Source organism: Bradyrhizobium sp. 139 (assembly GCF_023074175.1).
GTDB lineage: Bacteria > Pseudomonadota > Alphaproteobacteria > Rhizobiales > Xanthobacteraceae > Bradyrhizobium.
Genome location: NZ_JADPKS010000022.1, coordinates 108,450 through 131,317, shown reverse-complemented (window position 1 = coordinate 131,317; position 22,868 = coordinate 108,450). Strand labels below are relative to the sequence as shown.

Sequence of the window (22,868 nt, the reverse complement as noted above, 5' to 3'; positions counted from 1 at the left end):
TGTTGACCGCGCTGTCGATCGAAAGCGGCGGTGGTTCTCTGTTCGAGGCGGGCCGCCTACTCGGCGGCCTGCGCAACCTTCATGCGTCCGGCCGCATCCAGCACGGCTTTGACGATGTTGTGGTAGCCGGTGCAGCGGCAGATATTGCCTTCGAGCTCCTGGCGGACGGTGGCCTCGTCGAGCTGGCCGCCGTGACGATGAACGATGTCGATCGCCGACATGATCATGCCCGGCGTGCAGTAGCCGCACTGGAGGCCGTGATTGTCGCGGAACGCCTCCTGCATCGGGTGCAGCTCGTCGCCCTTGGCGATGCCTTCGATGGTGGTGACGCTGGCCCCGTCGGCCTGGCCTGCGAGCATGGTGCAGGATTTCACCGCCTTGCCATCCATGTGCACGACGCAGGCGCCGCACTGGCTGGTGTCGCAGCCGACATGGGTCCCGGTGAGGTTGAGGTGATCGCGCAGGAGCTGGACCAGCAGCGTGCGGTCCTCGACGTCGACAGCGACGGCCTTGCCGTTCACTGTCAGTTTGACTGTAGACACGGTGAAGTCCTCCCGGGATTGATTTTGATTGTTTCTAATTAGAGACAGCGACCCGGAACTTTGCAACTAGGATTTTGGTCGCCTTGGTCATGGAAAAGTCATTGATCCAGACAGGCCCGCGACGATTTGCGGGGCGAGCCGACAGGATTTGGACGCTGCGCCGGTTCGGCGTGGGATGCCAGCTCCCCGGTTGGCCGATAGAGCTGGAAAATCTGCGGGTACGCTGAATTTACCGCCCCTTATCAATTCTGCCCTAGTTTTGCGCAGCCAGGTCCGGGAGCGGGGCGCCTCCGGATCTGGGTCGAATAAAAATGGGGGTGGGAATGTCCGGCCGTATCGCGTCGCCGTCTAAGCGCACAATCATGCCGACCCTCAGGTTCCGCGCCAAGATCATCCTGGGTTTTGCCGCAGTGCTGGTGATTTCTGCTGGCAGTATGGCCTTCTCCTATGTTGGCTTCGAGCGGGTCTCGTCCGGGGTCGGGTCCTACCGCAGCAGCGTTTCGGAGGCCGATCTTGCCCGCAACATCGACCGTGAGTTGCTCGCCTACCGCTCGGCAGTCCGCTATTTCGTCGTCACCGGCAAGGAGGACGATGCCAAGGCTGCGCTCGACACCGAGGCCAACCTGAAGGGTGCCATCGACCAGGCGGTCAAAAGTGCCAAGAGGCCGGCGCGGCAGGAGAGCCTGGGCAAGCTCGCCAAGGAATTTTCCAACTTCTCCGCGACCTTCGCAAAAGTCCTCCAGGCCAAGCGTGACAGTGCGCTGCTGGTGCAGAACCAGCTCACGCGCAACGCCAACCTGCTGAAATACAAGCTCGACGACATCGGCAACAATGCCTCCGATTCCGAGGCGCAGGCGATCGAGTTCGGCACCAAGCAGGTCAATGCCCAGTTCCAGACTGCGAGCGCGGCGGCGACCAATTTCGTGCTGACGTCCGACCAGGCGATCGCGACCAGCGCCCTGGCGCGGCTGAAATTCGTCGAGAACTCGCTCGGCGCAATCTATTCCATGGACGACAAGATCGTCGCCGGCCTGAAGGATGCCAAAGGATTACTCGGTGCTTATCGGGAATCGCTGGAGAAGCTGATCGCGAACGCCAAGATGATCGACGAACTCGTCACCGAGATGGGCGGTTCGGCCGGCGCGATCCTTCAGGGCGCCACCGCCATGAAGGCCGACCTCGTCGCCGAACAGCAGCGGCTGGATGCCGAATCGGAAGCGACCATCGAGCGGACCGAGCAACTGGTGCTGATGCTGGCCGTCGGCGGCACGCTGCTCGGCGCAATCTTGGCCTTCCTGCTCGGGACCGGCATCTCGCGTCCGATGATTGCGATGTGCAAGGCGATGCGTGAACTCGCGTCGGGCAATTTCGACGTCGTGCTGCCGGGTCTCGGCCGCAAGGACGAGATCGGCGAGATGGCCGGCGCGGTCGAGGAGTTCAAGGTTCAGGCCGTGGCCAAGGCCGAGCGCGATGCTGCCGCCAGCGAAGCCCAGAACAGAGAGCAGTCCGCGAGCCGCCGCTCCGAGCTGATCCGCTTTGCCGACGATTTCGAAAGCGCCGTCGGCGCCATCGTGTCCAACGTCTCGGCTTCCGCCGTACAGCTCGAATCGGCGGCGTCCACGCTGACCCGCACCGCGGAGACCACGCAGACCCTGTCGAGCCAGGTTGCCGGCGTCTCCGAGCAGGCCTCGAGCAACATGCAGTCGGTCGCAACCGCGACCGAAGAGCTCTCGGCCTCGGTCGAGGAGATCGGCCGCCAGGTCCGCGACTCCAGCCGCATTGCGGAAGCTGCGGTGGTGCAGGCCAAGGAGACCGACAGTCGTATCGGCAAGCTTTCGCACGCCGCCCAGCAGATCGGGCAGGTGGTAAAACTGATCACGGCGATAGCCGAGCAGACCAACCTTCTGGCGCTCAACGCCACCATCGAGGCAGCGCGTGCCGGCGACGCCGGCCGCGGCTTTGCCGTGGTCGCCAGCGAAGTGAAGTCGCTGGCCAGCCAGACCGCGAAGGCCACTGACGAGATTTCCTCGCACATTATGGGGATGCAGGGCGCGACCGCCGAGTCGGTCGCCGCGATCAAGGAGATCGGCGCCACCATCGGCCAGATTTCGTCGATCTCGACGTCCATCGCGAGCGCCGTGGAAGAGCAGGGCGCAGCGACGCAGGAGATTGCCCGCAGCGTCCAGACCGTCGCGCAGGGCACCCAGACTGCAGCCACCGACATCGGCCAAGTCAACCGTGGCGCCGCCGAAACCGGCTCGGCCTCGGAGGAGGTGCTGAATTCGGCGAAGACCCTCTCCGGCGAAAGCAACCGTCTGCGCGCCGAGCTCGACCGCTTCATGGGAAATATCCGGGCGGCGTAAGGCTTAGACTGCGCCTGAAGTCCTCGCTGTCACCTTCGCGTCGTCCCGGGGCGCGAAGCGAACCCGGGACCATAGTCACAGGGAGGAGTCGTGGCACGGGCCGGCAACTCCAAGTCTTCAACAAACTCCTACCTCTGGCTATGGGTCCCGGATCGGCGCGCGCTTTGGGCGCGCTTGTCCGGGACGACCGCGCTGCCTCCCCCGCGTCACCGAACCGCAAGTTGCGTGGCCGCAAATTTACCGCCGCTTATCCTTTGCACTTTACCGTGCTGATGAGTCGGGAAGCGGGCTGCTTCCGGGCTGCGCCTGGTTTTCCGCGAATGGAATGGTGTGGGGAATGCCCGTCAAGTCGAAGCCGAACACATCGAAGCTGCTCACCTTGCGTTTTCGTGCAAAAATCATACTCGGCTTCGTGGCGGTACTCGCCATTCTCGCCGTCAGCATGGCTTTTGCCTATTTCGGCTTCGAGCGGATCCAGGCCGCCGTGGCATCCTACCGGGCCAGCGTGTCGGAAGCGGACCTCGCGCGGACGGTCGATCGCGATCTGATCGCTTACCAGGGCCTGGCGCGGGCTTATACGCTGACCGGCTCGGCGGATGACGAGACCGCGGCCAAAGCGGCCGAAGAGAATCTGAAGGGCGCAATCGCCAAGTCGGTGGCGGCCACTCCCGGTGCCGCCCGTCGCGAGCAGGTCGGCAAGCTCGAAGCCGAATTCCAGCGCTTCACGAAGGTGTTCGGTGAAATCATCATACTGACCCGCGAGAACAACAAGATCGCGGCGGACGAGCTCAATGGCGTCGGCAACAAGATCCGCTTCAAGTTCGACGATCTCGCCGATACCGCGGCCCTGGCGAGCCTGGACTCGGTCCAGACCACGGCCAAGGACGTCACCTCGCAATATCTGGCGGTCTCTACCTCGGTGAGCGCCTTCATCGCCAAGCCGGAGCCGAAGACCGCCGACGGCGTGATCGCCCGCATCAAGTTCCTGGAGACCCTCCTGGTCTCGATCTATGCAAACGACCAGAAGATCACCGACCGCGTTACCGAGCTCGGCAATCTGCTGAAGCAGTACCGCACCTCCTTCGCAAAGCTGTCGGAGAACGTGAAGGTCATCGTCAAGCTGAACGGCGAGATGACCAAGACGGCTGCCTCCATCGTGAAACTCTCGAGCGAGTTGCGATCGGACCTGACCGCCGACCAGCAGCGCATCGAGGCGAGCGCCAATGCGACGATCGGGGAAACCGAGCGGCTGATGCTGAGCATGGCGCTCGGTGGCCTCGCCATCGGTGCCGTGCTGGCCCTGATGCTCGGCAACGGCATCTCGCGTCCGATGATCGCAATGTGCAAGGCGATGCGCGAGCTTGCCTCGGGCAATTTCGACGTCGTGCTGCCGGGTCTCGGCCGCAAGGATGAGATCGGCGAGATGGCCGGTGCGGTCGAGGAGTTCAAGGTTCAGGCCGTGGCCAAGGCCGAGCGCGATGCTGCCGCCAGCGAAGCCCAGAACAGAGAGCAGTCCGCCAGCCGCCGCTCCGAGCTGATCCGCTTTGCCGACGATTTCGAAAGCGCCGTCGGCGCCATCGTGTCCAACGTCTCGGCTTCCGCCGTGCAGCTCGAAGCGGCAGCGTCCACGCTGACCCGCACCGCCGAAACCACCCAGACGCTGTCGAGCCAGGTTGCCGGCGTGTCCGAGCAGGCCTCGAGCAACATGCAGTCGGTCGCGACCGCGACGGAAGAGCTCTCGGCCTCGGTCGAGGAGATCGGTCGTCAGGTCCGCGATTCCAGTCGCATTGCGGAAACTGCCGTGGTGCAGGCAAAGGAAACTGACGGCCGCATCGGCAAGCTCTCTCATGCCGCCCAGCAGATCGGCGAAGTTGTAAAACTGATCACGGCGATTGCCGAGCAGACCAATCTGCTCGCACTGAACGCCACCATCGAGGCGGCGCGCGCCGGCGACGCCGGCCGCGGCTTTGCCGTGGTCGCCAGCGAAGTGAAGTCGCTGGCGAGCCAGACCGCGAAGGCGACTGACGAAATCTCCTCCCACATTATGGGGATGCAGGGCGCGACCGCCGAGTCGGTCGCCGCGATCAAGGAGATCGGTGCCACCATCGGCCAGATCTCGTCGATCTCGACGTCGATTGCGAGCGCAGTCGAGCAGCAGGGTGCAGCAACGCAGGAGATTGCCCGCAGCGTCCAGACCGTCGCGCAGGGCACCCAAACCGCCGCCACCGACATTGGCCAGGTCAACCGTGGCGCCGCCGAAACCGGCTCGGCCTCGGAAGAGGTGCTGAATTCGGCCAAGACGCTGTCATCGGAAAGCACCCGCCTTCGCGCCGAGCTCGATCGCTTCATGGGGAATATCCGGGCGGCGTAAGGTCGCTGGGCGTCAGGCGCTCCGCGGCTGAAGCCTTCGCTGCCGTCCCGCACGCTCCGCTGTCGCTGTCGTCCCGGATCTGCGCTCCGCTACGGGACAGCGCTCTGCGCTGCCAGCCGCTGCGCCTGCGCGGGACGACCAGCGAGAAGCTGCCTGAATCTCACTCCCTCCCGAACGCCCGCTTCAATTCCACCTTGGCCTGCTCCAGCCGCGTGCGTTGGGTCTTCGGCAGCGTCTTGCCGGCGCGGTTGATGTAGAAGGTCAGCATCGACAGCGCTGAACGGTAAGCGTTGGTCTTGCGGCGCGAGCTGTGCTCGGCCGAGCGCTTCAGCGAGACCGCGATCTTCTTCGGGCTGGTCAACTTGAAGACACCTTGCTTGAGGTCGAGCGCATCGCTCTCCTTCGTCACGCGCTGCGACCAGCGTTTTGGTGTGGCGCGTTTGGTGCTCTTGCGCGCAGAGGTGCTGCGCCTCGTGCTGGTCTTCCGGTGCGCCGTCTTTCGCGCCCCGGCTTTTCCCGCACTGGCTTTTCGCGAATGTGTCGTCTTTCTGACATGAGCCATGCGTCAACTCCTTGGCCTCCATCGGAAACGGACGGCCTTGGGCGCTGTTCCCATGGGAACCCGGCCTTGCCGTCGACGTTGTCACCGGTGGCAGGCGAAATGCCGCACCACATGATCAGATAGCTCCCGTCCACATCATGTGAGCCGGGCCGCTTTCATTGGTCAAAACCAACAACGCGATGGAATTGCAGCAAACCCCAGTGCTGAACTATGGATCTGCGATCTCGGCGGCGGCCGCGAGCGACCGCATCGTCGAGACCAGCATTCCGTCGCGGCTCGATGCGCTGCCGTGGAGCGGCTTTCACACCCGTGTCGTGCTGGCGCTCGGGATCACCTGGATTCTCGACGGGCTCGAGGTGACGCTGGCCGGTGCGCTCTCCGGCGCGCTGAAGCAGAGTCCGTTGCTGCATTTCTCCAATCTCGATCTCGGTTTCGCCAACTCCGCGTATCTTGCCGGTGCGGTGCTCGGCGCGCTCGGCTTCGGCTGGCTCACCGATCGCATCGGCCGCAAGAAGCTGTTCTTCATCACGCTGGCGCTTTATCTCTCTGCGACCGCCGCGACCGCTCTGTCGTGGAATGTCGCGAGCTACGCGCTGTTTCGTTTTCTCACCGGCGCCGGCATCGGTGGCGAATACACTGCGATCAACTCGACGATCCAGGAACTGGTGCCGGCGCGGTATCGCGGCTGGACCGATCTTGTCATCAACGGCAGTTTCTGGATCGGCGCGGCGATGGGCGCCGTGGCGGCCATCGTGCTGCTCGATCCCGCGGTGATCGGTCCCGATCTCGGCTGGCGGCTCGCCTATCTCATCGGCGCCACCGTCGGCCTTGTCGTGCTGTTGATGCGGATGTGGATTCCGGAGAGCCCGCGCTGGCTGATGATCCACGGTCGTCCCGACCAGGCCCACGCCATCGTGGACGAGATCGAGCGCTCGGTGATCGGACGTGAGCATGATGCGAGCGACGGCCGCTTCACGAAAATCCGCTTGAAGATGCGCGATCACACTCCGATCAGGGAGGTCGTGCACACGCTGTTCTCCGCTTATCGCCAGCGCGCGCTGGTCGGCCTCGTGCTGATGAGCGCGCAGGCGTTCTTCTACAATGCGATCTTCTTCACCTTCGCGCTGGTGCTGACCGACTTCTACGGCATCAGCGCCGATCATGTCGGCTGGTATCTCCTGCCGTTCGCCGCCGGCAACTTCCTCGGGCCGCTGCTGCTCGGCCGCCTGTTCGATACGCTCGGCCGCCGCGTCATGATCGTGTTGACCTACGGCGCGTCGGGCGTGCTGCTGGCGCTCTCAGGCTATCTGTTCTCGATCGGCGCGCTTAGCGCACAGGGGCAGACGATTGCCTGGATGGTGATCTTCTTCTTTGCCTCGCCCGCCGCGAGCGCGGCTTACCTGACCGTCAGCGAGACGTTCCCTCTGGAGGTGCGCGCGCTGGCGATTGCGGTGTTCTACGCGGTCGGCACCGGCATCGGCGGCGTGATCGGACCCGCGCTGTTCGGCGCGCTGATCGACACGGGATCACGCACCAGCGTGTTCGCGGGCTATTTGCTGGGGGCCTTCCTGATGATCGCGGCTGCGATCGTGGCGTGGCGCTACGCCGTCGCCGCGGAACGAAAATCGCTCGAACAAATCGCGCGGCCGCTTGCCTTTATGGAGTAGACTATGAAATCGGAACTCGCGGAACTGGACCAGAAGCCCGCCATGCTCGACGAGGAAGCCCCCGATTCGGTGCCGGTGCCGCATGCGCTCGTGCCGCATCTGGGCGAAACCGCGATTCTGCTCGACATCGACGGCACGCTGCTCGACCTGATGCCAACGCCACGCGAGGTCTGGGTGCCGCCGGGCTTGTCGGAAACGCTGAACCGGTTGACGGAGCGCACGTCGGGCGCGCTGGCGATGGTCAGTGGCCGCTCGCTCAACGACATCGACCTTATCTTCGCGCCCGATGTGTTTCGTGCCGTCGCCGGACACGGCGCGGAGATGCGCCTGTCGATTGACAATGAAGCCGACGACGTGCACGCGCCGCCGATGGACAAGGAGCTGAAGCGACGCCTGGCCGCGATCGCAAAGCTCAGCCCCGGCATTCTACTCGAGGACAAGGGCTATTCGCTGGCACTGCATTATCGCCTTGCGCCGCATGCGGAGAAGGCGATCTACGAATCCGTCTCGCTGATCCGCGCCGATCTGCCCAATGCGCCAATCGAAGTGCTGCCCGGCAAGTTCGTCTGCGAGATCAAGCATTCCGGTTTTACCAAGGCGACCGGCGTGCGCGAATTGATGAAGCGCGAGCCCTTCAAAGGGCGCCGTCCGATCTTCATCGGCGACGACGTTACCGATGAGACCGTGTTTGCGATCATGCCCGACATGGACGGCCTCGCCTTCTCGGTCGGCCGCCGCGCCATCGGCGTCAACGGCCATTTCGATGCGCCGAACGATGTGCGCGCGTTCCTCGCGCACCTGCTCGACGACACAAGGTTGGAATAAGGCGTCGTCACCTCAGAGCCACATTGTCGCTCGCGTATTTCCCTTGTGCGCGCAATCATGCTGCGCAAGACAGCCACGAAAACTGACTTTGCTGAGTGGAATCGCCGGGTTCCCTGAAGGAAAACTGGTTCCAACGCGCGCGCCTGATTTTGGTTTCAATTCGGACAAATGATGATCAGGAACCATATTGATGAACGGCAGTTAAACGGGGTGGAATGAACAGGAGGGGACGACCTGTGAACTTGATCGTCGTTTCAAATCGAGTTGCGCGCGGTAAACCCAACGAGCCCATGACGGGCGGCCTCGCTGCGGCATTGCTTCCCGTGGTGGAACATTCGGGTGCCATCTGGGTGGGTTCGTCAGGCCGCGTGCGCGATGGCCATCAGAAGGAGCCGTTCGCCGAGATCGAAGCGCTGGGCTCGGGCGCGATTGCGACGCTGGATCTGCCGGCGGCGCATTACGGCGGTTATTACGAAGGCTTCGCAAATTCAGCGCTGTGGCCGGCCCTGCATTCGCGCAGCGATCTGATCCGCGTCTCGCGGGACGACTATGTCAGCTATCGCGAGGTCAACGCCTTCATGGCGCGCGCCTTGATGCGTTTCCGCAAGCCGCAGACGGCGTTCTGGGTGCAGGACTATCATTTCCTCGCACTCGGCGCCGAGCTGCGCGATCTCGGCGTGAATGACCCGATCGGCTTCTTCCTGCACACGCCATGGCCGGTCGCCGCGGTGATGCAGGGCGTACCCAATCATCGCGAGCTGATCACGGCGATGCTGGCCTACGATCTGCTCGGCTTCCAGACCAATGAGGATTGCCAGAATTTTCTCGGCTATGTCGCGGGCGAACTCGGCCTCGCCGTCGAAGACGGCGTCGCGATCTCGCAGCATGGCCGTACACGATGCGAAGTCTTTCCGATCGGCATCGATGCGGAGAAGTTCGCAGCTTACGCCGCGAAGTCGGCCTCGCATCCCGACGTGTCACGGCTGCGCCGCAGCCTCAATGGCGAGCGGCTCGCGATCGGCGTCGACCGGCTCGACTATTCCAAGGGTCTCGTCAACCGCATCAGCGCGTTCGACCGGCTCTGGACCGATCAGCCGCAGTTTGCGCGCAGCATCTCCCTGCTCCAGATCGCCAACCCGTCGCGCGGTGCGATCGAGGCCTACGGCAATCTCCAGAACGAGGTTGCGCGCCTCGTCACCGACGTCAATGGCCGCCACGGCGAAGTCGACTGGACGCCGATCCGCTACCTGAACAAGGGCTTCAGCCAGGCCGTGCTCGCGGGGCTCTACCGTACCGCACAGCTCGGGGTGGTGACGCCGCTGCATGACGGGATGAACCTGGTCGCCAAGGAATACGTCGCCGCGCAAAACCCGTCCGATCCCGGCGTGCTGGTGCTGTCGAAATTCGCGGGCGCGGCCAATGAGCTCGATGCGGCGCTGCTGGTCAATCCGCACGACATCGACGGCATGGCGCGCACGATCGCGGTCGCGGCCGCGATGCCGCTCACCGAGCGCAAGATGCGTTGGGACGCGATGATGAAGAAGCTGCGCGGCCACACCATCCAGCAATGGTCCGCCGACTTCGTCGCTGAACTTGAAAAGTGCCGGAGGGACAAAGCCGCAGTGGCGCCGCTTGCAGCACAGCCGCCGCAAGCACTGCGCTGGCTGAAGTCGGCGATCTCGGGCGTGCGGTTGATCTAAGATCCAGGAAGCTTGCTCCAACTCACTCTCTTGTGGCCGCTTGTGGGAGAGGGTGGCTCGCCGCGCAGCGGCGCGACCGGTGAGGGGTCTCTCTCTGCGGATGACCCGCAAGTGAGTTCGCGCGGTGACAGACCTGGACTGCACTCTCATCCGGCGCTTCGCGCCACCATCTTCCCGCAGAGGGGAGAAGGAAGAGCGACACGAGCCTCAGCAATACGACACCCCGTCCAGGATCGCGCACTGCCGCTTGTTCGGCGCGTTAGGACTATCCAGCGGCACCATGCTCTTGCCCTGGCCGACGAACACGCCGGGCCCGACATGCACTGAGTTCTTGTTGCCAATGATCACGCTCGGATGCGGCGAGGCGCTCGAGCGCGTCCCGTCCGGCCAGATGATGGCATCGCCCGACAGCACCCCGCGCCGCCCGTCGTCGCAATTCACGTCGATGCCCTGCCGTGTGCAAACCTGCGCGGCGGCCGGCCCGGCGAACGCGAAGCCAAGGGCCGAAATCAGGCTGAGGGCGGCGATCGTTTTGCGGATGGTCATGGCGTGCCCGGTCGGGTTGGCGGTCTGTCGTGAATCGTCGCGCCAAACCAGCCTTCGGTTCAGCCGGCAGACCGATCAGGGTATGAGTGCCGCCAGATATTATCTCGTAAATACAACATCTTACGGAAAATTCATCCGATTTCCCCGCGATCCCTTGCAAAATCACCGGCGCCCCTTCAAGAGAAGCGCTCCGGAGAGATGGCCGAGTGGCTTAAGGCGCACGCTTGGAAAGCGTGTGTGCGGGAAACCGTACCGTGGGTTCGAATCCCACTCTCTCCGCCATTTGCGCGATTTTGTACGCCAAAATACGATGGCCTGCGATTTCATACCCCCCAATCGTCGTGCACGCCAGTTTCATGGGCGCTTTGTCCGTCGCTGAAGGTCTGCGCTTTTGGTTCGGCAGACCTTGCGAGTTGTACTACGGGTTCAAATCCTATCCCCGCAACCAAGTTCGGACTTTACCGGTTCCGATGAGAAATGGCCCGCCTCGCGCGGGCATTTTTGCTTGGCGGAAAGATCGCGGGACCGCCTCAGGCCGCACGGGCCCGCCATTCGCTCAGAGTAGGCGCCTGCGATCCGGCCAGTTCGGCTTATTCAGCGAGGCGTCGCAGCGATGGCCGAGTTGAGTGCACCGTCACCGTAATGCTTCGGGGGCAGTTCTCGATTGTCACCCCTCCTGCGCTGGCAAGGGCACCGTGCGTTACGTGTGGCAGGCGGCATCGCTCCCGGCGAGTTTGAACGCCACTCTGCTCACTGCTCCGGCAATCCTGCGTCGACCATGGACTGAACGACGCGATCCCAGGCAGCGAGACAAACCGGACTGGCGTTCTTCATCGGCGGCGAGACGCTGAGCCTCGTCGTGCCGGGCCGTAGCCTCAGTCCCTCCTGCATTGCCATCCTCGCCTCCTCGAACCGGCCCGATCTCTGGTAGGCGACGGCGAGCAGCATGTGCGAGCGACCTGTCGCCGGCGTGACGCCGATCGAACGCTGCAGCCACGGCAACGCCTCCTCGTCGCGCCCCATCAAGAGATCCGTCAAGCCGGCGCCGAGCAACCATGTCCAGCGCGAGGCCGCCGGCGTATCGTAACGATCGGCTTGCCGGAATGTCGCGAGCGCATCGTCGAAGCGGCCGAGAAAGACCTGCCCGAGGCCGATCAGATAGAGCGCAGACCCGTCCCACGGATCGAAGCTCATTCCCTTGGCGCAGGTGACGAGACTTTCCACGAAATGGTTGGTCGCGCTGAGGAAGCGGCAAGAGGCCTCGATCACGGGAAGCGAATTGGGTTTTGCCCGTAAGGCGCGCTCGAGCGTAACGCTGGCGTTGGCCTCGACGGCGATCGCATCGTCCGGGCTGAACCAGACCATCTGGATGCCGCGCATCTGCAGCGAGGCAAGCGCGACGGCAAGATCGACATTGTCGGGATCATCTGTGAGCGCCTTTTGCAGGATCGACTGCGCCGCGCCGAAGCGCTCGCGCGTCGTTTGATTGATCGATGCGAGCGCCTGCTCGACGGCAACCTTGTCGCCGCCCGCGGACGATCGGCGCGTTGAGGACGAAGCCGCGCTTGGCTCCAGCATTTCGTTGAGGCGTCGGGCAAGAACATGGCCAACGCCCGCGACGAGCCGGGACTGTTGAAGCTGCACGTCCGCCTCATCCGCGTTGACCGAAGCGGCAGCGACCGACTGAACCTCGCCGGTGGCGGTCTTGATCATGTGCGCCCGCAGCGTCCAGGATTGATCGTTATGCTGCAACTCACCGCGAATTTCGTAATCGGATGATGCGGCAGACAGCCCGGCGCGTTCGACGCCCGGAACCGCTGCCGATCTCGACGCAACCACGCTGATGTTCTGGATCTTGGCAAAACCGTCCGTGAGGCGGCCGGTGACCTCGGCTGCCATCACCGCACCGCGTGAATCGTTGCTGACATCAACGATCGCCATCACGGCGATCCGAGGCGGCGTGCGCCGGAACAGGTCCGGCTTCAGCACCGGTGCGGCCACCGCAAGCCCCGCGATCGCACCGAGCCCGGCCACTGCGGCGACCATGGCCCGCCGGCTGATACCGAAGATGGAGCGCTGTGACCTCGCCTGTAGCGGGACACCTTCGGCCGCCGCAGGTCCGGCCTCCACGGTCTGGGCGAGCGGAGGGGCCTCGGCGCCTGCCGTGACTTCCGGCTCGGCCTCAACCTCCGCCGTCAGCAGATAGCCGCCGCCGGAGGCGAGCCTGATCATCTGCCTTCGGTCATCGCCGAGCGCAGTGCGAAGCTCGCGAATGCATTGAAACAGGCTGTCCTCGCCGACATGGACGTTCGGCCAGACCGCCTCCATCAGGTCCTGCTTGCCCAGCACCCGGCCGCCGCTGGTCGCGAACAACCGCAGCAGCTCGAAGGTCTTGGGCCTGAGCTTGATCGGCGTGCCATCGGCCCCGCGCAGCTCCGCGCCCTGCTGGTCCAGCTCGAAACCGGCGAAACGAAGCAAATGATCCCCCAAAGCGTCTCTCAAGGCGGCTGGTATATCGGAAGTCTGCCCAAAATGCCCGAAAAACGGATCTGAAACGGAAATATCAGAAAGCTTCAGAAAGTTGCCGCCCCCTTATCAGGACGCCAACCCCCAGCCAATGAGAAGAGTTGTGTCGGAGACGGACTCGCTGACGCGCGATGAGGGGCATGTTGAGGAAAGATTGTTTCGTGGCGACCCGCCGCCTGCGGGCCGCGCTGCTGGCGTCGTCGGCGCTGACCTTGGCCTGGATGCTGCCGGCCGCGGAGCCGGCGCAGGCGCTGGATGCCACCTGGCTCGCCAATCCGGGCTCGGGCAATTTCTACGACGCCAACAACTGGAGCCCGAACAGCGTGCCGACCGGCACGGCGACGTTCGGCGCCTCGAACACGACCGGGCTGGCGATGAGCACCGCCGGCAGCTTCGGCGGCTGGACGTTCAACACCGGGGCCTCGGATTACACATTCACCTTGGCGACAACGCAGAACTTTACGGGAACCGGCATCACAATCAATGGCGGCAGCGCCGCCATCACCAACAACAGCAGCCTGAATTTCTACAACACCAGTACCGCGGGCAATGCCGTCATCACCAACAACAACTACCTGAGCTTCTTCGACAGCAGCACGGCGGGCAGCGCCATCATCACCAACAACAGCAGCCTGAATTTCTACAACACCAGCACGGCCAGCAACGCCACCATCACCAACGATGGCTACCTGTCCTTCTACAACACCAGCACGGCCGGCAACGCCACAATCAACAACAACGTTGTCTTGCAATTCTACGGCAACAGCACGGCGGACAATGCCGCCCTTATCAACAATGCCGGCGGCATGGTCGATTTTGGGGTCAGCACCGGCCCGAACGGTGACGGCAGGCTGAGCGCGGGGTCGATCGCCGGGACCGGCAGCTATTACCTCGGCGCCAACGAACTGACGGTCGGCTCGAACGATCTCTTCTCCGAGGTGAGCGGCGTCATCTCCGGCACCGGCGGCATCGGCGGCTCGCTGGTCAAGATCGGCTCGGGCACGCTGACCCTGTCCGGCGCCAACACCTATGCCGGCGGCACCACCGTCAACGGCGGCACATTAAAGCTCGGCAATGCCGGCGGAATCGGCGTCATTCTGGGGACCCTCACCGTCGGTGGTGCGGGTACAGTCGATGTCTTCAACGCCGACATGAGCGGCATCACGACGATCTCGAACGCTGGTTCCATTTATTTCCGCAACGGCACCAGCGCTCCCAGTGCCACCATCGCCAACAACGGCTACCTGGAATTCTATAACACCAGCACGGCCGGTAGCGCCGGCATCACCAACAACGGCACTCTGAACTTCTACGACACCGGCACGGCGGGCAGCGCCAGTATCACCAACGGCAGCGGCGCCGCTCTGTCTTTCTACAACGCCAGCACGGCGGGCAATGCCAACATCACCAACATCAGCAGCGGCCTCGTGCAATTCCGCGAGACCAGCACGGCGGGCAGCGCTGCCATCAACAACGGCGGCGCCTTGTATTTCTTCGACACCAGCACGGCGGGCAGCGCTACCATCACCAATAATGGTAGCCTGGATTTCTACAACACCGGCACGGCGGGCGACGCCACAATCAACAACAACAACGCTCTGTCTTTCTACGACACCAGCACGGCCGGCAGCGCCGCCATCACCAACGGCAGCGGCGCTGCTCTGTCTTTCTACAACGCCAGCACGGCGGGCAGCGCCACCATCACCAACAACGGCTTCCTGACGTTCTACAACGCCAGCACGGCGGGCAATGCCGCCCTTGTCAACAATGCCGGCGGCGCGGTCGGTTTCGCGTACAGCGGCGGCCCGAACGGCGACGGTAAACTGACCGCAGGCTCGATCGAAGGCGCCGGCAATTATATCCTTGGCGCCAACGAACTGACTGTCGGATCGAACAATCTCTCAACCGAGGTGAGCGGCGTCATCTCCGGCGCCGGCGGCTCGCTGGTCAAGACCGGCTCGGGCTGGCTGACCCTGTCCGGCGCCAACACCTATACCGGCGGCACGACGATCAACGGCGGCACAGTGCAGCTTGGCAGTACCGGGTTGATCGGCTCCATTCTGGGGGCGGTCACCGTCGGTAGCGGGGGCACATTCGAAATCGTCCACGCCGACACAAGGGGCATCACCAGCATCACCAACGCCGGTTTGCTGAACTTCCGCAAAACCAGCACGGCCGGCAGCGCCACCATCACCAACAACCTTGGCGGTACGCTGAATTTCTACCACAGCAGCACTGGCGGCAGCGCCACGATCACCAACGAGGGCTATCTGTCATTCTTCGCCTCCAGCACGGCCGGCAATGCCGCCATCACTAACAACACCAATCTGTCTTTCAACGACGCCAGCACGGCGGGCAATGCCACCATCACCAACGACAACAGTCTGCAATTCTTCAACACCAGCACGGCCGGCAATGCCACCATCACCAACAACAGCATCCTGGAATTCGACAACACCAGCACGGCGGGAAGCGCCTCCATCGCCAACGGCTTCAGGACATATTTCAACGACACCAGCACGGCGGGCGATGCCACCCTTGTCAACAATGCCGGAGGCACGACCTATTTCATCGGTAATGCTACCGCTGGCAATGCGCAGTTGATCAACAACGCGGCCAACGCGGGCTTCGATTTTTCCGGCAGTGCTGGCCCGAACGGCGACCATAAGCTCAGCGCCGGCTCGATCGCCGGCAACGGCACTTTCAATCTCGGCGCCAGCGAGCTGACGGCCGGCGGCAACAACCTGTCGACCACTGTCAGCGGTGTGATCGCCGATGGCGGCGCTAGCGGCGGCGCCGGCGCTTCGCTGGTGAAGACCGGCACCGGTACGCTGACGCTCACCGGCACCAACACCTATGCCGGCGGCACCACCTTTGCCGGCGGCACGGTCAGCGTTTCGTCGGACGCCAATCTGGGTGACGCGGCCGGTGGCCTGATCTTCAACGGCGGCGCCCTCCAGATATCAGGCACGACGTTCAACACCACCGCACGCACCATCAATCTGGGTGCTGGCGGCGGCACATTCGACATTGCGGACGCTGCCAACAATTTCATCCTGAGCCAGAATCTCAGCGGCGGCGCGCTGACCAAGTCCGGCGCCGGCACGCTGACCCTGACCGGCACGGAAAGTTTTTCCGGCGCGACGGTTTCCGCCGGCACGCTGGTGTTCGACGCCAATAGCACGGCCGGCAATGCGGTCATCACCAACAACAGTCAGTTGACCTTCGCCACCAATGCAACGGCCGGCAACGCCACCATCACCAACGCCAGTCAGCTGAATTTCTACGGTTACTCCACGGCAGGCAACGCCGTCATCATCAACAGCGGCAATGTGCTGTTCGATGGCGATTCGACTCCCGACAACGCGCAGCTCATCAACACCGCGTCCACCGCCGTCATCAACTTCTTCACCCCCGGCCTGAACAGCGACGGCAAGCTCAGCGCCGGCTCGATCGCTGGCAACGGCCGCTTCGACCTCAACAGCACAGAACTGACGGTTGGCAGCAACAATCTGTCGACCACCGTCACCGGCGTGATCACCGGCGCCGGGCAATTCACTGGAACGTCGCTGATCAAGGTGGGCACCGGCACCCTGAACCTGGCAGGCATCAACTCCTATACCGGCGCGACGATAGTCGACGGCGGCGTTCTGCGCGTGGACGGCTCGATCGCGACCTCGAGCAGCGTGACGGTGAATGCGAACGCCGCGCTGATGGGCACGGGTACGGTCAGCAGTACGACGATCAACAGCGGCGGCGCGCTGCTCGGCGGCAATGGCGCCGCCGGCACCTCGCTTGCGATCTCCGGCAGTCTCGCGTTCCAGTCCGGTGCTTACTATCTCGTCCAGGTCAATCCGGCGACGGCCTCCTCTGTCAACGTATCGGGTACGGCGACACTGGGCGGCGCCACCGTCAATGCGGTGTTCGCGTCGGGCAGCTACGTCGCCAAGCAATACACGATCCTGACGGCCGGCAGCGTCAGCGGCACATTCGGTTCGCTGGCCAATAGCAATTTGCCCTCGAACTTTCACACCGAACTGAGCTATGACGGCACCCACGCCTATCTGAATCTCATCCTGAACTTCGTTGCGCCCCCCGGCCACGGCCTCAGTGGCAATCAGCAGAATGTCGGCAACGCCATCATCGACTCTTTTAACCGCAATGGTGGCATCTCGCTGGTCTATAGCGGGCTGACATCCGCCGGCCTGACGCAGGCCTCGGGTGAAACTGCCGCCGGCTCGCAGCAGACCACCTTCCAGGCGATGAGCCAGTTCATGGGCCTGCTCACCGATCCCTCCAGCGCCGGCCGCGAGACCGGCGCATCCGCGCCGCCAGCCTATGCCGACAGCACGCCGCCAGCCGCCGCGCGCGACGCCTTCGCCATGCTGCCACCGGCCAAAACCTTCGAGCAGCGCTGGAACGTGTGGGCCGCGGGCTTCGGCGGCTCGCAGACGACGGATGGCAATACCGCGCAGGGATCAAACAGCGGAACAAGCCGTCTGTTCGGCACCGCCGCCGGTGCAGTATATTGGTTCTCGCCACAGACGCTCGCCGGCTTCGCGCTGGCCGGTGGCGGCACCAACTTCTCCGTGACTGGCGGCGGCACCGGTCGCTCCGATCTCTTCCAGGCCGGCGCTTACGTGCGCCACACCAACGGCCCGAGCTACATCTCCGCCGCGCTGGCCTATGGCTGGCAGGACGTCACCACCGATCGCACCGTGACGCTCGCCGGCGTCGACCGGCTCCGTGCCGAGTTCAACGCCAATGCCTGGAGCGGACGTCTCGAAGGCGGCTATCGCACCATTGCGCCATGGATCGGCGGCATCGGCATCACGCCCTATGCAGCGGGACAGTTCACCACGTTCAATCTGCCGGCCTATGCGGAGTCCGTCGTCTCCGGCGGCGGCGGGTTCGCACTGAGCTATGCCGCCAAGAGCGTCACCGACACGCGCAGCGAGCTCGGCCTGCGCGCCGACAAATCCTTCGCCAAGGCGAACGGCATCCTCACCCTGCGCGGGCGCGCCGCCTGGGCGCATGATTTCAATCCGGATCATTCGGTCGCCGCGACATTCCAGGCGCTGCCCGGCGCGAGCTTCGTCGTCAACGGCGCTCGGGCTGCAAGCGACTCCGCGCTCACCACAGCCTCCGTCGAAATGAAGTGGCTGAACGGCTGGTCGACGGCGGCAAGCTTCGAGGGCGAGTTCTCCAACGTGACGCGCTCCTACGCCGGCAAGGGCACGGTGCGTTATGCGTGGTGATGCCCGCTCCTGTATTGCCTCGTCGGCCCCCGCGTCCAGGTCGACGGAAGATGCGCGGAGGGTTGGGGCGCAGCGGGCACACGGGATGGGCCAATTGCTGGTGGCCAGGACCGTAGGTTCCCACGAACTGGAATGAAAAACAGCCGGTACATCAATGGGAGTTGACTGACACTCTCTCCGCCATATCCATGATACAAGGTCGAGAGCCAGGCTCAGTTGCGCTGTGCCGTCGTTTCTGGACCCTTCACACCAAGATATCGTGCACACACCCCCTTGGTGCAGGTGACTACGTACGCGTCGCAGATTTGGATATTGGGGCGAGCAAATCGGACAAGGTCGTCACGGCAGTTACCTCCGCCGGCGATTCTGGGAAGCGGAGCCTGAACAGCAGGAGTATCTTGATACGCTATCCGGACGCTACACCTTGTCACTTTGTGCGTCCCGGCCGGAAGCTGCCGGGGCCAAATTTTTCGAGTGAGAGAAATCAAATCCCGATCTGATGGGCTCCTAGCCTTTCTTTTCAATATCGTGGAGTCGTCGTCCTGTGGTCGGATTTTGCATAGACGAGGCCATGCCTCGATAGACATGATCGGCGGACGCGGTCTCGTCGTGGCCGTTGAGCCAAAACACGAAAGAGGATCCAGGAGATGCCCATCTCGATTTCAATGATTGTTCTCAGTTCGCAGCTGGCCATGCCGGTGGCTGACGGTGTGCCGAAATTCGATATCGCGCGGAGTTGCAAGCTCGATGTCGCTGCCACCGCCGGGCTGTCCGTTGGTCAGCCGCTAAAGAGTTGCATGAGTGACGAACAGAAAGCCAAGCAGCAACTCGCCAGCGGGTGGTCGAAATTCTCTGCCCCGCGCCGGGCAAGCTGTGTCTCGCAGGAGGGCATTGGCGGCACGCCGAGTTACGTCAGTTTGCAGACTTGCCTCCAAATGGGGCAGTGGCTGCGATAGCAAGCTCAGCCGTAGTGATCATATTCGCTCAGCGCAATCCGGACTTCACGGGCAAAATCGACCAGCGCGATTGTGAACGCGCCGAGCGAAATCATGAAGAAGATGGCGACTCCGCGTTCGTGCTGTATTTGAAAGAACGCTGTTACAAAAGCGACGATCACGAGAAGCGTCACCGAGATACTTGAGATCACTGCCCAGAAGATCGCCCGGTTCATCATCGTCGCGCGCTTCATGAGACGCGGCAGATCGGTCTTGAGTCGGCATCGGATCGTATCGTCATCGGGGATCCCGTTCAGGATCGCGGTCCGATCAATGATGCGGTTCAGCCGGGAGATCAGGATAGCGATAAAGGCGCCCACTGCGCCCAGCAGGAAGGCGGGGGCCGCTGACTGGGAGATGACGTGAGATAGCTGAGTTACGGATGGCGTGTCTGTCAGCATCGAGCGGCTTCCGGGTTCAAGATCAGGCCGGGTCGTTTAGGTTGCCCGACTTGTTCCCCGTCATGTAAGGCACCATCGGATGGATCGACTATGCAGAAACGGCGCCGACCGCATTGGCCCTCGATTCATCGGGACAAACAATAGCACTGCACGTTGATCACGGCCGATTTTGCATAGGCAGATGACTGCGCCGGTTCGTATAGCTACTCCCGCACATCAGCCCGAGTTGGCTCATCTAAAGCAGCGAGCGGTGCAAGTCTCGCAGGGAGTGACCGACCATGCCCAGCCACTGTTGCTTTCGGCTCATGAGCCTCGCCGCGACGATACTTCTGGCTCCCGCGTGTGCGTCGGCTCAGCAGCCGCCGCCGGGTGTCCAGGCCGGCATGCTGACCTGTAACCTTGCTCCGAGCATCGGTCTGATTGTCGCCGAGAGGCAGCAGATGAGTTGCAGGTATGTACCCAACGGGGCCTATCCGCCTCAGGACTATAACGGGGTCATGAATACGGTCGGACTCGAACTCGGGATCAGCGCAGGTGGAGTGATGGCATGGGGCGTGTTTGCTCCTAGTCACGGAGCGCCGATCGGGGCGTTGGCCGGCGAGTATGTGGGCGCCAGCGGCGACATTGCGGTCGGAGTAGGGGTCGGAGCCAACGTCCTGTTTGGCGGCTCAAACCGGACGATTGCCCTGCAACCATTATCGGTCGAGGGGCAGACGGGTTTGAATGTATCGCTGGGTGTGTCGGGCCTCACGCTGGCTTTGGCGCCCTGAACCCGGTGGCCAGCCCAGCGCTCAATCTGTGGCCGCAATGGCTGAGGATATCGATTGTCGGAGCAGCGACAGCCGCGGCGATCGGCGGCGGATGGTTCGCGTATCGCCACTTCGCCAGGCCCGTTGTGCTTACGGTGGCCGCCGGGTCGGCGGATGGCGAGGCGCTGGCGCTGATCTCGGCGATATCAGCGCGGCTGACGGCATCGAACTCGCATGTCCGGTTGAAGGTGAGCGATGCCGGTACATCGGCAAAGGCTGCCGAAATGTTGGCCGCGCACAAGGTGGACCTCGCCGTTGTCCGCGGCGACACAGGTGGTCTGGCCGATGCAAGGAGTGTGTTGCTCCTGACCCACGGCGTGGTCTTGATCATGACCCCATCAGCTGCAAGCGCCGACAGTCTGGGCGATCTCCGCAATACGACGGTCGGCGTCATCGGCGGAGCGATCAACCAGCCGGCAGTCGAGGCGCTGAAGCAGGTGTATCAATTCGACCGCGCCAGGGTCAGTTTTCAGGATGTTGCCGTCAACGACGCCGCAGCGGCGCTCGCGTCGGGAAAAGTTCACGCCTTGCTGGCGGTTATTCCGCTGACGGAAAAATACCTCGCGAAGGCCAGGCAATTCTTTCAGCAGGAGCGCGCCAAGGGCTCGGCGGCAAAGCTGATCGAGATCGAATCGGCCGGCGCGGTCGCCAATGTCGCGCAGTACTACGAGAGCTATGACATTCCGAAGGGAACCTTGCGGGGTGCACCGCCGGTCCCCTCCGATGACCTGACGTCGCTGCGCGTTTCGTACTTTCTCGTCGCCAACAAGGCCGTAAGCGCCGACGCCGTTACCGACCTGACGCAGTCGCTGGTCGATGCGAAACGGGACCTGCTGTCGCAGTTTCCGATACTGGCCCAGGCCGGAGCACCTAGCATGGATGCGGACGCGCTGATCCCGATCCATCCGGGCGCCGCAACCTATTACAACGGCAACCAGCAGAGTTTTCTCGATAAGTATGATGACAAGCTCTATTACGCTTCGCTGCTGCTGGGCACGCTGATCTCCGTCCTCGTGGCAGGCTGGCGCTTCGCCCGATCCGGCGCCGCGCCCGAGAGCAAGCTGGAGCCGCTTTACGAACTCGGCCACGAAATCAGGAATGCGAAGAGCGAAGGCGAACTCGAGGATATCGAGAAGCGGATTGACGATATCCTGAAGGGCGAGCTTGCCAGGAGCGCGAGCGAGAGCGCCGACAGCGCCGAGATGGCCGCGCTAGGCCTCGCGGCCCACAGGCTACAGTATCTGATGAGCCATCGCCGGGTGCTGGTCCGTTCGACAGCGGCCTCCCGACAGTAGAATAGGTCTGCCGGACTACTTCACAATTCGATGTTTCGTCGGCGTCACGGTGCTGGTCGGCGCCATCGGCGAGAGCGAGAACGTCAGCCAGGTATTCCATCCTGATGGCCGGTTCTCCGCCGCGAACTCACCGTAGCCTTTCAGGTTGAGGTATCCCTGCATGTCGCCGACGGGAAACAGGAAGCCGGCCTGCGGGCCGATACCGAGCACGCGCGATCGAAAACCTCCGAGGATCGGATGCTGGCCGAAATCGTCGGTGACCTGCTGGTAGCCATATCCGACCAGACCGACGAAAAACTGCTTGGAGAGGAATTGCGAGACGCCCCAGTCGACATGGAAGTCGATTCCGTTCTGGTAGTTGGTGGCGTCATTCTTGAGATTGTAGGTAAATCCGGCAACGGCCGAAAACTCCTGGCCCGCCGCCGGGTTGAAATAGGTATAGCCGCCGCCGCCATCGATGGCGGCATGACCGATGCCGAGATTGGCAAGCCGGGTTGAGCTATAGGCGCCCGCGGGGATGTCGCCGGTCAGATAGGTCATGAAATTGTGCACGCCGGCATTCCACTTCAGTGTTGCCTGCGGGTACAGGTCGCCCACCGACGTGATTGAATCCTGGATGAAGCCGGTTCGGGTCACCGCCAGCGGACCGACGGCTGCCGTCAGCGTGCCGTCGACACTGGCGCTCGAACGCCCGAACAGGCCGGTGACGCCGATCGCCAGTTGTCCGCCGAGCACCGGCGTTGCGAACGTATAGGTGGGATTGAGCAGAATGAGATCACCTTGCGCATTCAGATTTGCGTTCAGGCTGACAGCGACGTTGGCCGGGATCCTGCCGATCTGAATCTGCCTTGCCGCGGCCACCGCGCCGCCCGCCTCGACGGTGGTGTGATAGTAGACCGCAGCCATCGACCAGCCGGGCACGGCGGGGGCGGCCGCGAGGCTGCCAAAACGGCCAGGCAGCCAGTACGAAACGCCGCCTTCGTCGGCGCGGGACACGCTCGGAAGGCA

General features: G+C 63.3%; 15 protein-coding genes and 1 tRNA gene. 10 read left to right on the top strand and 6 right to left on the bottom strand.

The genetic code is table 11. The features are described from left to right. Positions 1–56: 56 nt before the first annotated feature. Positions 57–542: a (2Fe-2S)-binding protein gene (locus tag IVA80_RS05550; RefSeq protein ID WP_247426339.1), complete on the bottom strand. Its 486-nt coding sequence runs from the start codon at positions 540–542 to the stop codon at positions 57–59. Between the two features lie 323 nt (positions 543–865). Here IVA80_RS05550 and IVA80_RS05545 point away from each other — a divergent pair, with 323 nt between their 5' ends. Together IVA80_RS05545 and IVA80_RS05540 are read left to right on the top strand one after the other, a co-directional pair. Beyond that, positions 866–2,905 carry a HAMP domain-containing methyl-accepting chemotaxis protein gene (locus tag IVA80_RS05545; RefSeq protein ID WP_247426336.1) on the top strand — a complete coding sequence of 680 codons (2,040 nt, stop codon included), beginning with the start codon at positions 866–868 and terminating at the stop codon, positions 2,903–2,905. 337 nt (positions 2,906–3,242) lie between these two features. Continuing rightward, positions 3,243–5,276: a HAMP domain-containing methyl-accepting chemotaxis protein gene (locus tag IVA80_RS05540; protein WP_247426333.1), complete on the top strand. Its 2,034-nt coding sequence runs from the start codon at positions 3,243–3,245 to the stop codon at positions 5,274–5,276. A gap of 160 nt (positions 5,277–5,436) precedes the next feature. On the opposite strand, the gene IVA80_RS05535 is transcribed toward IVA80_RS05540, so the two are convergent. Beyond that, positions 5,437–5,838 carry a DUF3175 domain-containing protein gene (locus tag IVA80_RS05535; RefSeq protein WP_247426329.1) on the bottom strand — a complete coding sequence of 134 codons (402 nt, stop codon included), beginning with the start codon at positions 5,836–5,838 and terminating at the stop codon, positions 5,437–5,439. 179 nt (positions 5,839–6,017) lie between these two features. Between IVA80_RS05535 and IVA80_RS05530 the strand changes: the two genes are divergently transcribed. The 3 genes from IVA80_RS05530 to IVA80_RS05520 all read left to right on the top strand — a co-directional run bounded on the left by IVA80_RS05530 (position 6,018) and on the right by IVA80_RS05520 (position 10,030). Further along, entirely contained in the window at positions 6,018–7,505 is a 1,488-nt protein-coding gene (locus IVA80_RS05530; RefSeq protein ID WP_247426363.1) for an MFS transporter, read from the top strand. A 3-nt stretch (positions 7,506–7,508) separates the two neighbouring features. Further along, complete coding sequence (gene otsB, locus IVA80_RS05525; RefSeq protein ID WP_247426326.1) at positions 7,509–8,330, top strand: trehalose-phosphatase; 822 nt, start codon at positions 7,509–7,511, stop codon at positions 8,328–8,330. Positions 8,331–8,566: 236 nt separating this feature from the next. Next, complete coding sequence (locus IVA80_RS05520; RefSeq protein WP_247426321.1) at positions 8,567–10,030, top strand: trehalose-6-phosphate synthase; 1,464 nt, start codon at positions 8,567–8,569, stop codon at positions 10,028–10,030. 207 nt (positions 10,031–10,237) lie between these two features. Here IVA80_RS05520 and IVA80_RS05515 read toward each other — a convergent pair whose 3' ends face one another. Further along, positions 10,238–10,576 (bottom strand): hypothetical protein, encoded by a 339-nt coding sequence (locus tag IVA80_RS05515; RefSeq protein WP_247426316.1) that lies wholly within the window; start codon positions 10,574–10,576, stop codon positions 10,238–10,240. 192 nt (positions 10,577–10,768) lie between these two features. Between IVA80_RS05515 and IVA80_RS05510 the strand changes: the two genes are divergently transcribed. Further along, a tRNA-Ser gene (locus IVA80_RS05510) sits at positions 10,769–10,858 on the top strand. 468 nt (positions 10,859–11,326) lie between these two features. Here IVA80_RS05510 and IVA80_RS05505 read toward each other — a convergent pair. Beyond that, positions 11,327–13,054, bottom strand: a complete 1,728-nt coding sequence (locus IVA80_RS05505; protein WP_247426313.1) for a winged helix-turn-helix domain-containing protein — start codon at positions 13,052–13,054, stop codon at positions 11,327–11,329. A gap of 209 nt (positions 13,055–13,263) precedes the next feature. Here IVA80_RS05505 and IVA80_RS05500 point away from each other — a divergent pair, with 209 nt between their 5' ends. Continuing rightward, positions 13,264–18,360 (top strand): autotransporter domain-containing protein, encoded by a 5,097-nt coding sequence (locus IVA80_RS05500; RefSeq protein ID WP_247426307.1) that lies wholly within the window; start codon positions 13,264–13,266, stop codon positions 18,358–18,360. 647 nt (positions 18,361–19,007) lie between these two features. Then, positions 19,008–19,316 (top strand): hypothetical protein, encoded by a 309-nt coding sequence (locus tag IVA80_RS05495; protein WP_247426303.1) that lies wholly within the window; start codon positions 19,008–19,010, stop codon positions 19,314–19,316. A 5-nt stretch (positions 19,317–19,321) separates the two neighbouring features. Here the strand turns inward: IVA80_RS05495 and IVA80_RS05490 are convergent, their stop codons facing one another. After that, positions 19,322–19,756, bottom strand: coding sequence for a DUF2721 domain-containing protein (locus tag IVA80_RS05490; RefSeq protein ID WP_247426300.1), 435 nt, complete (start codon positions 19,754–19,756; stop codon positions 19,322–19,324). Positions 19,757–20,034: 278 nt separating this feature from the next. Between IVA80_RS05490 and IVA80_RS05485 the strand changes: the two genes are divergently transcribed. Continuing rightward, the gene (locus IVA80_RS05485; RefSeq protein ID WP_346347969.1) at positions 20,035–20,526 is read left to right on the top strand and encodes a DUF992 domain-containing protein; all 492 of its coding nucleotides are present in this window, start codon (positions 20,035–20,037) and stop codon (positions 20,524–20,526) included. A gap of 5 nt (positions 20,527–20,531) precedes the next feature. Next, positions 20,532–21,860, top strand: coding sequence for a TAXI family TRAP transporter solute-binding subunit (locus IVA80_RS05480; RefSeq protein WP_247426296.1), 1,329 nt, complete (start codon positions 20,532–20,534; stop codon positions 21,858–21,860). Between the two features lie 15 nt (positions 21,861–21,875). Here IVA80_RS05480 and IVA80_RS05475 read toward each other — a convergent pair whose 3' ends face one another. After that, positions 21,876–22,856, bottom strand: coding sequence for a transporter (locus tag IVA80_RS05475; protein ID WP_346347968.1), 981 nt, complete (start codon positions 22,854–22,856; stop codon positions 21,876–21,878). Positions 22,857–22,868: the final 12 nt, after the last annotated feature.

Excerpts from the sequence above, each read along its gene's own strand:
- IVA80_RS05545 (WP_247426336.1), top strand. The coding sequence starts at position 866 with ATGTCCGGCCGTATCGCGTCGCCGTCTAAGCGCACAATCATGCCGACC.
- IVA80_RS05540 (WP_247426333.1), top strand. The coding sequence starts at position 3,243 with ATGCCCGTCAAGTCGAAGCCGAACACATCGAAGCTGCTCACCTTGCGT.
- IVA80_RS05535 (WP_247426329.1), bottom strand. The coding sequence starts at position 5,838 with ATGGCTCATGTCAGAAAGACGACACATTCGCGAAAAGCCAGTGCGGGA.
- IVA80_RS05530 (WP_247426363.1), top strand. The coding sequence starts at position 6,018 with ATGGAATTGCAGCAAACCCCAGTGCTGAACTATGGATCTGCGATCTCG.
- otsB (WP_247426326.1), top strand. The coding sequence starts at position 7,509 with ATGAAATCGGAACTCGCGGAACTGGACCAGAAGCCCGCCATGCTCGAC.
- IVA80_RS05515 (WP_247426316.1), bottom strand. The coding sequence starts at position 10,576 with ATGACCATCCGCAAAACGATCGCCGCCCTCAGCCTGATTTCGGCCCTT.
- IVA80_RS05495 (WP_247426303.1), top strand. The coding sequence starts at position 19,008 with ATGCCCATCTCGATTTCAATGATTGTTCTCAGTTCGCAGCTGGCCATG.
- IVA80_RS05490 (WP_247426300.1), bottom strand. The coding sequence starts at position 19,756 with ATGCTGACAGACACGCCATCCGTAACTCAGCTATCTCACGTCATCTCC.
- IVA80_RS05485 (WP_346347969.1), top strand. The coding sequence starts at position 20,035 with ATGCCCAGCCACTGTTGCTTTCGGCTCATGAGCCTCGCCGCGACGATA.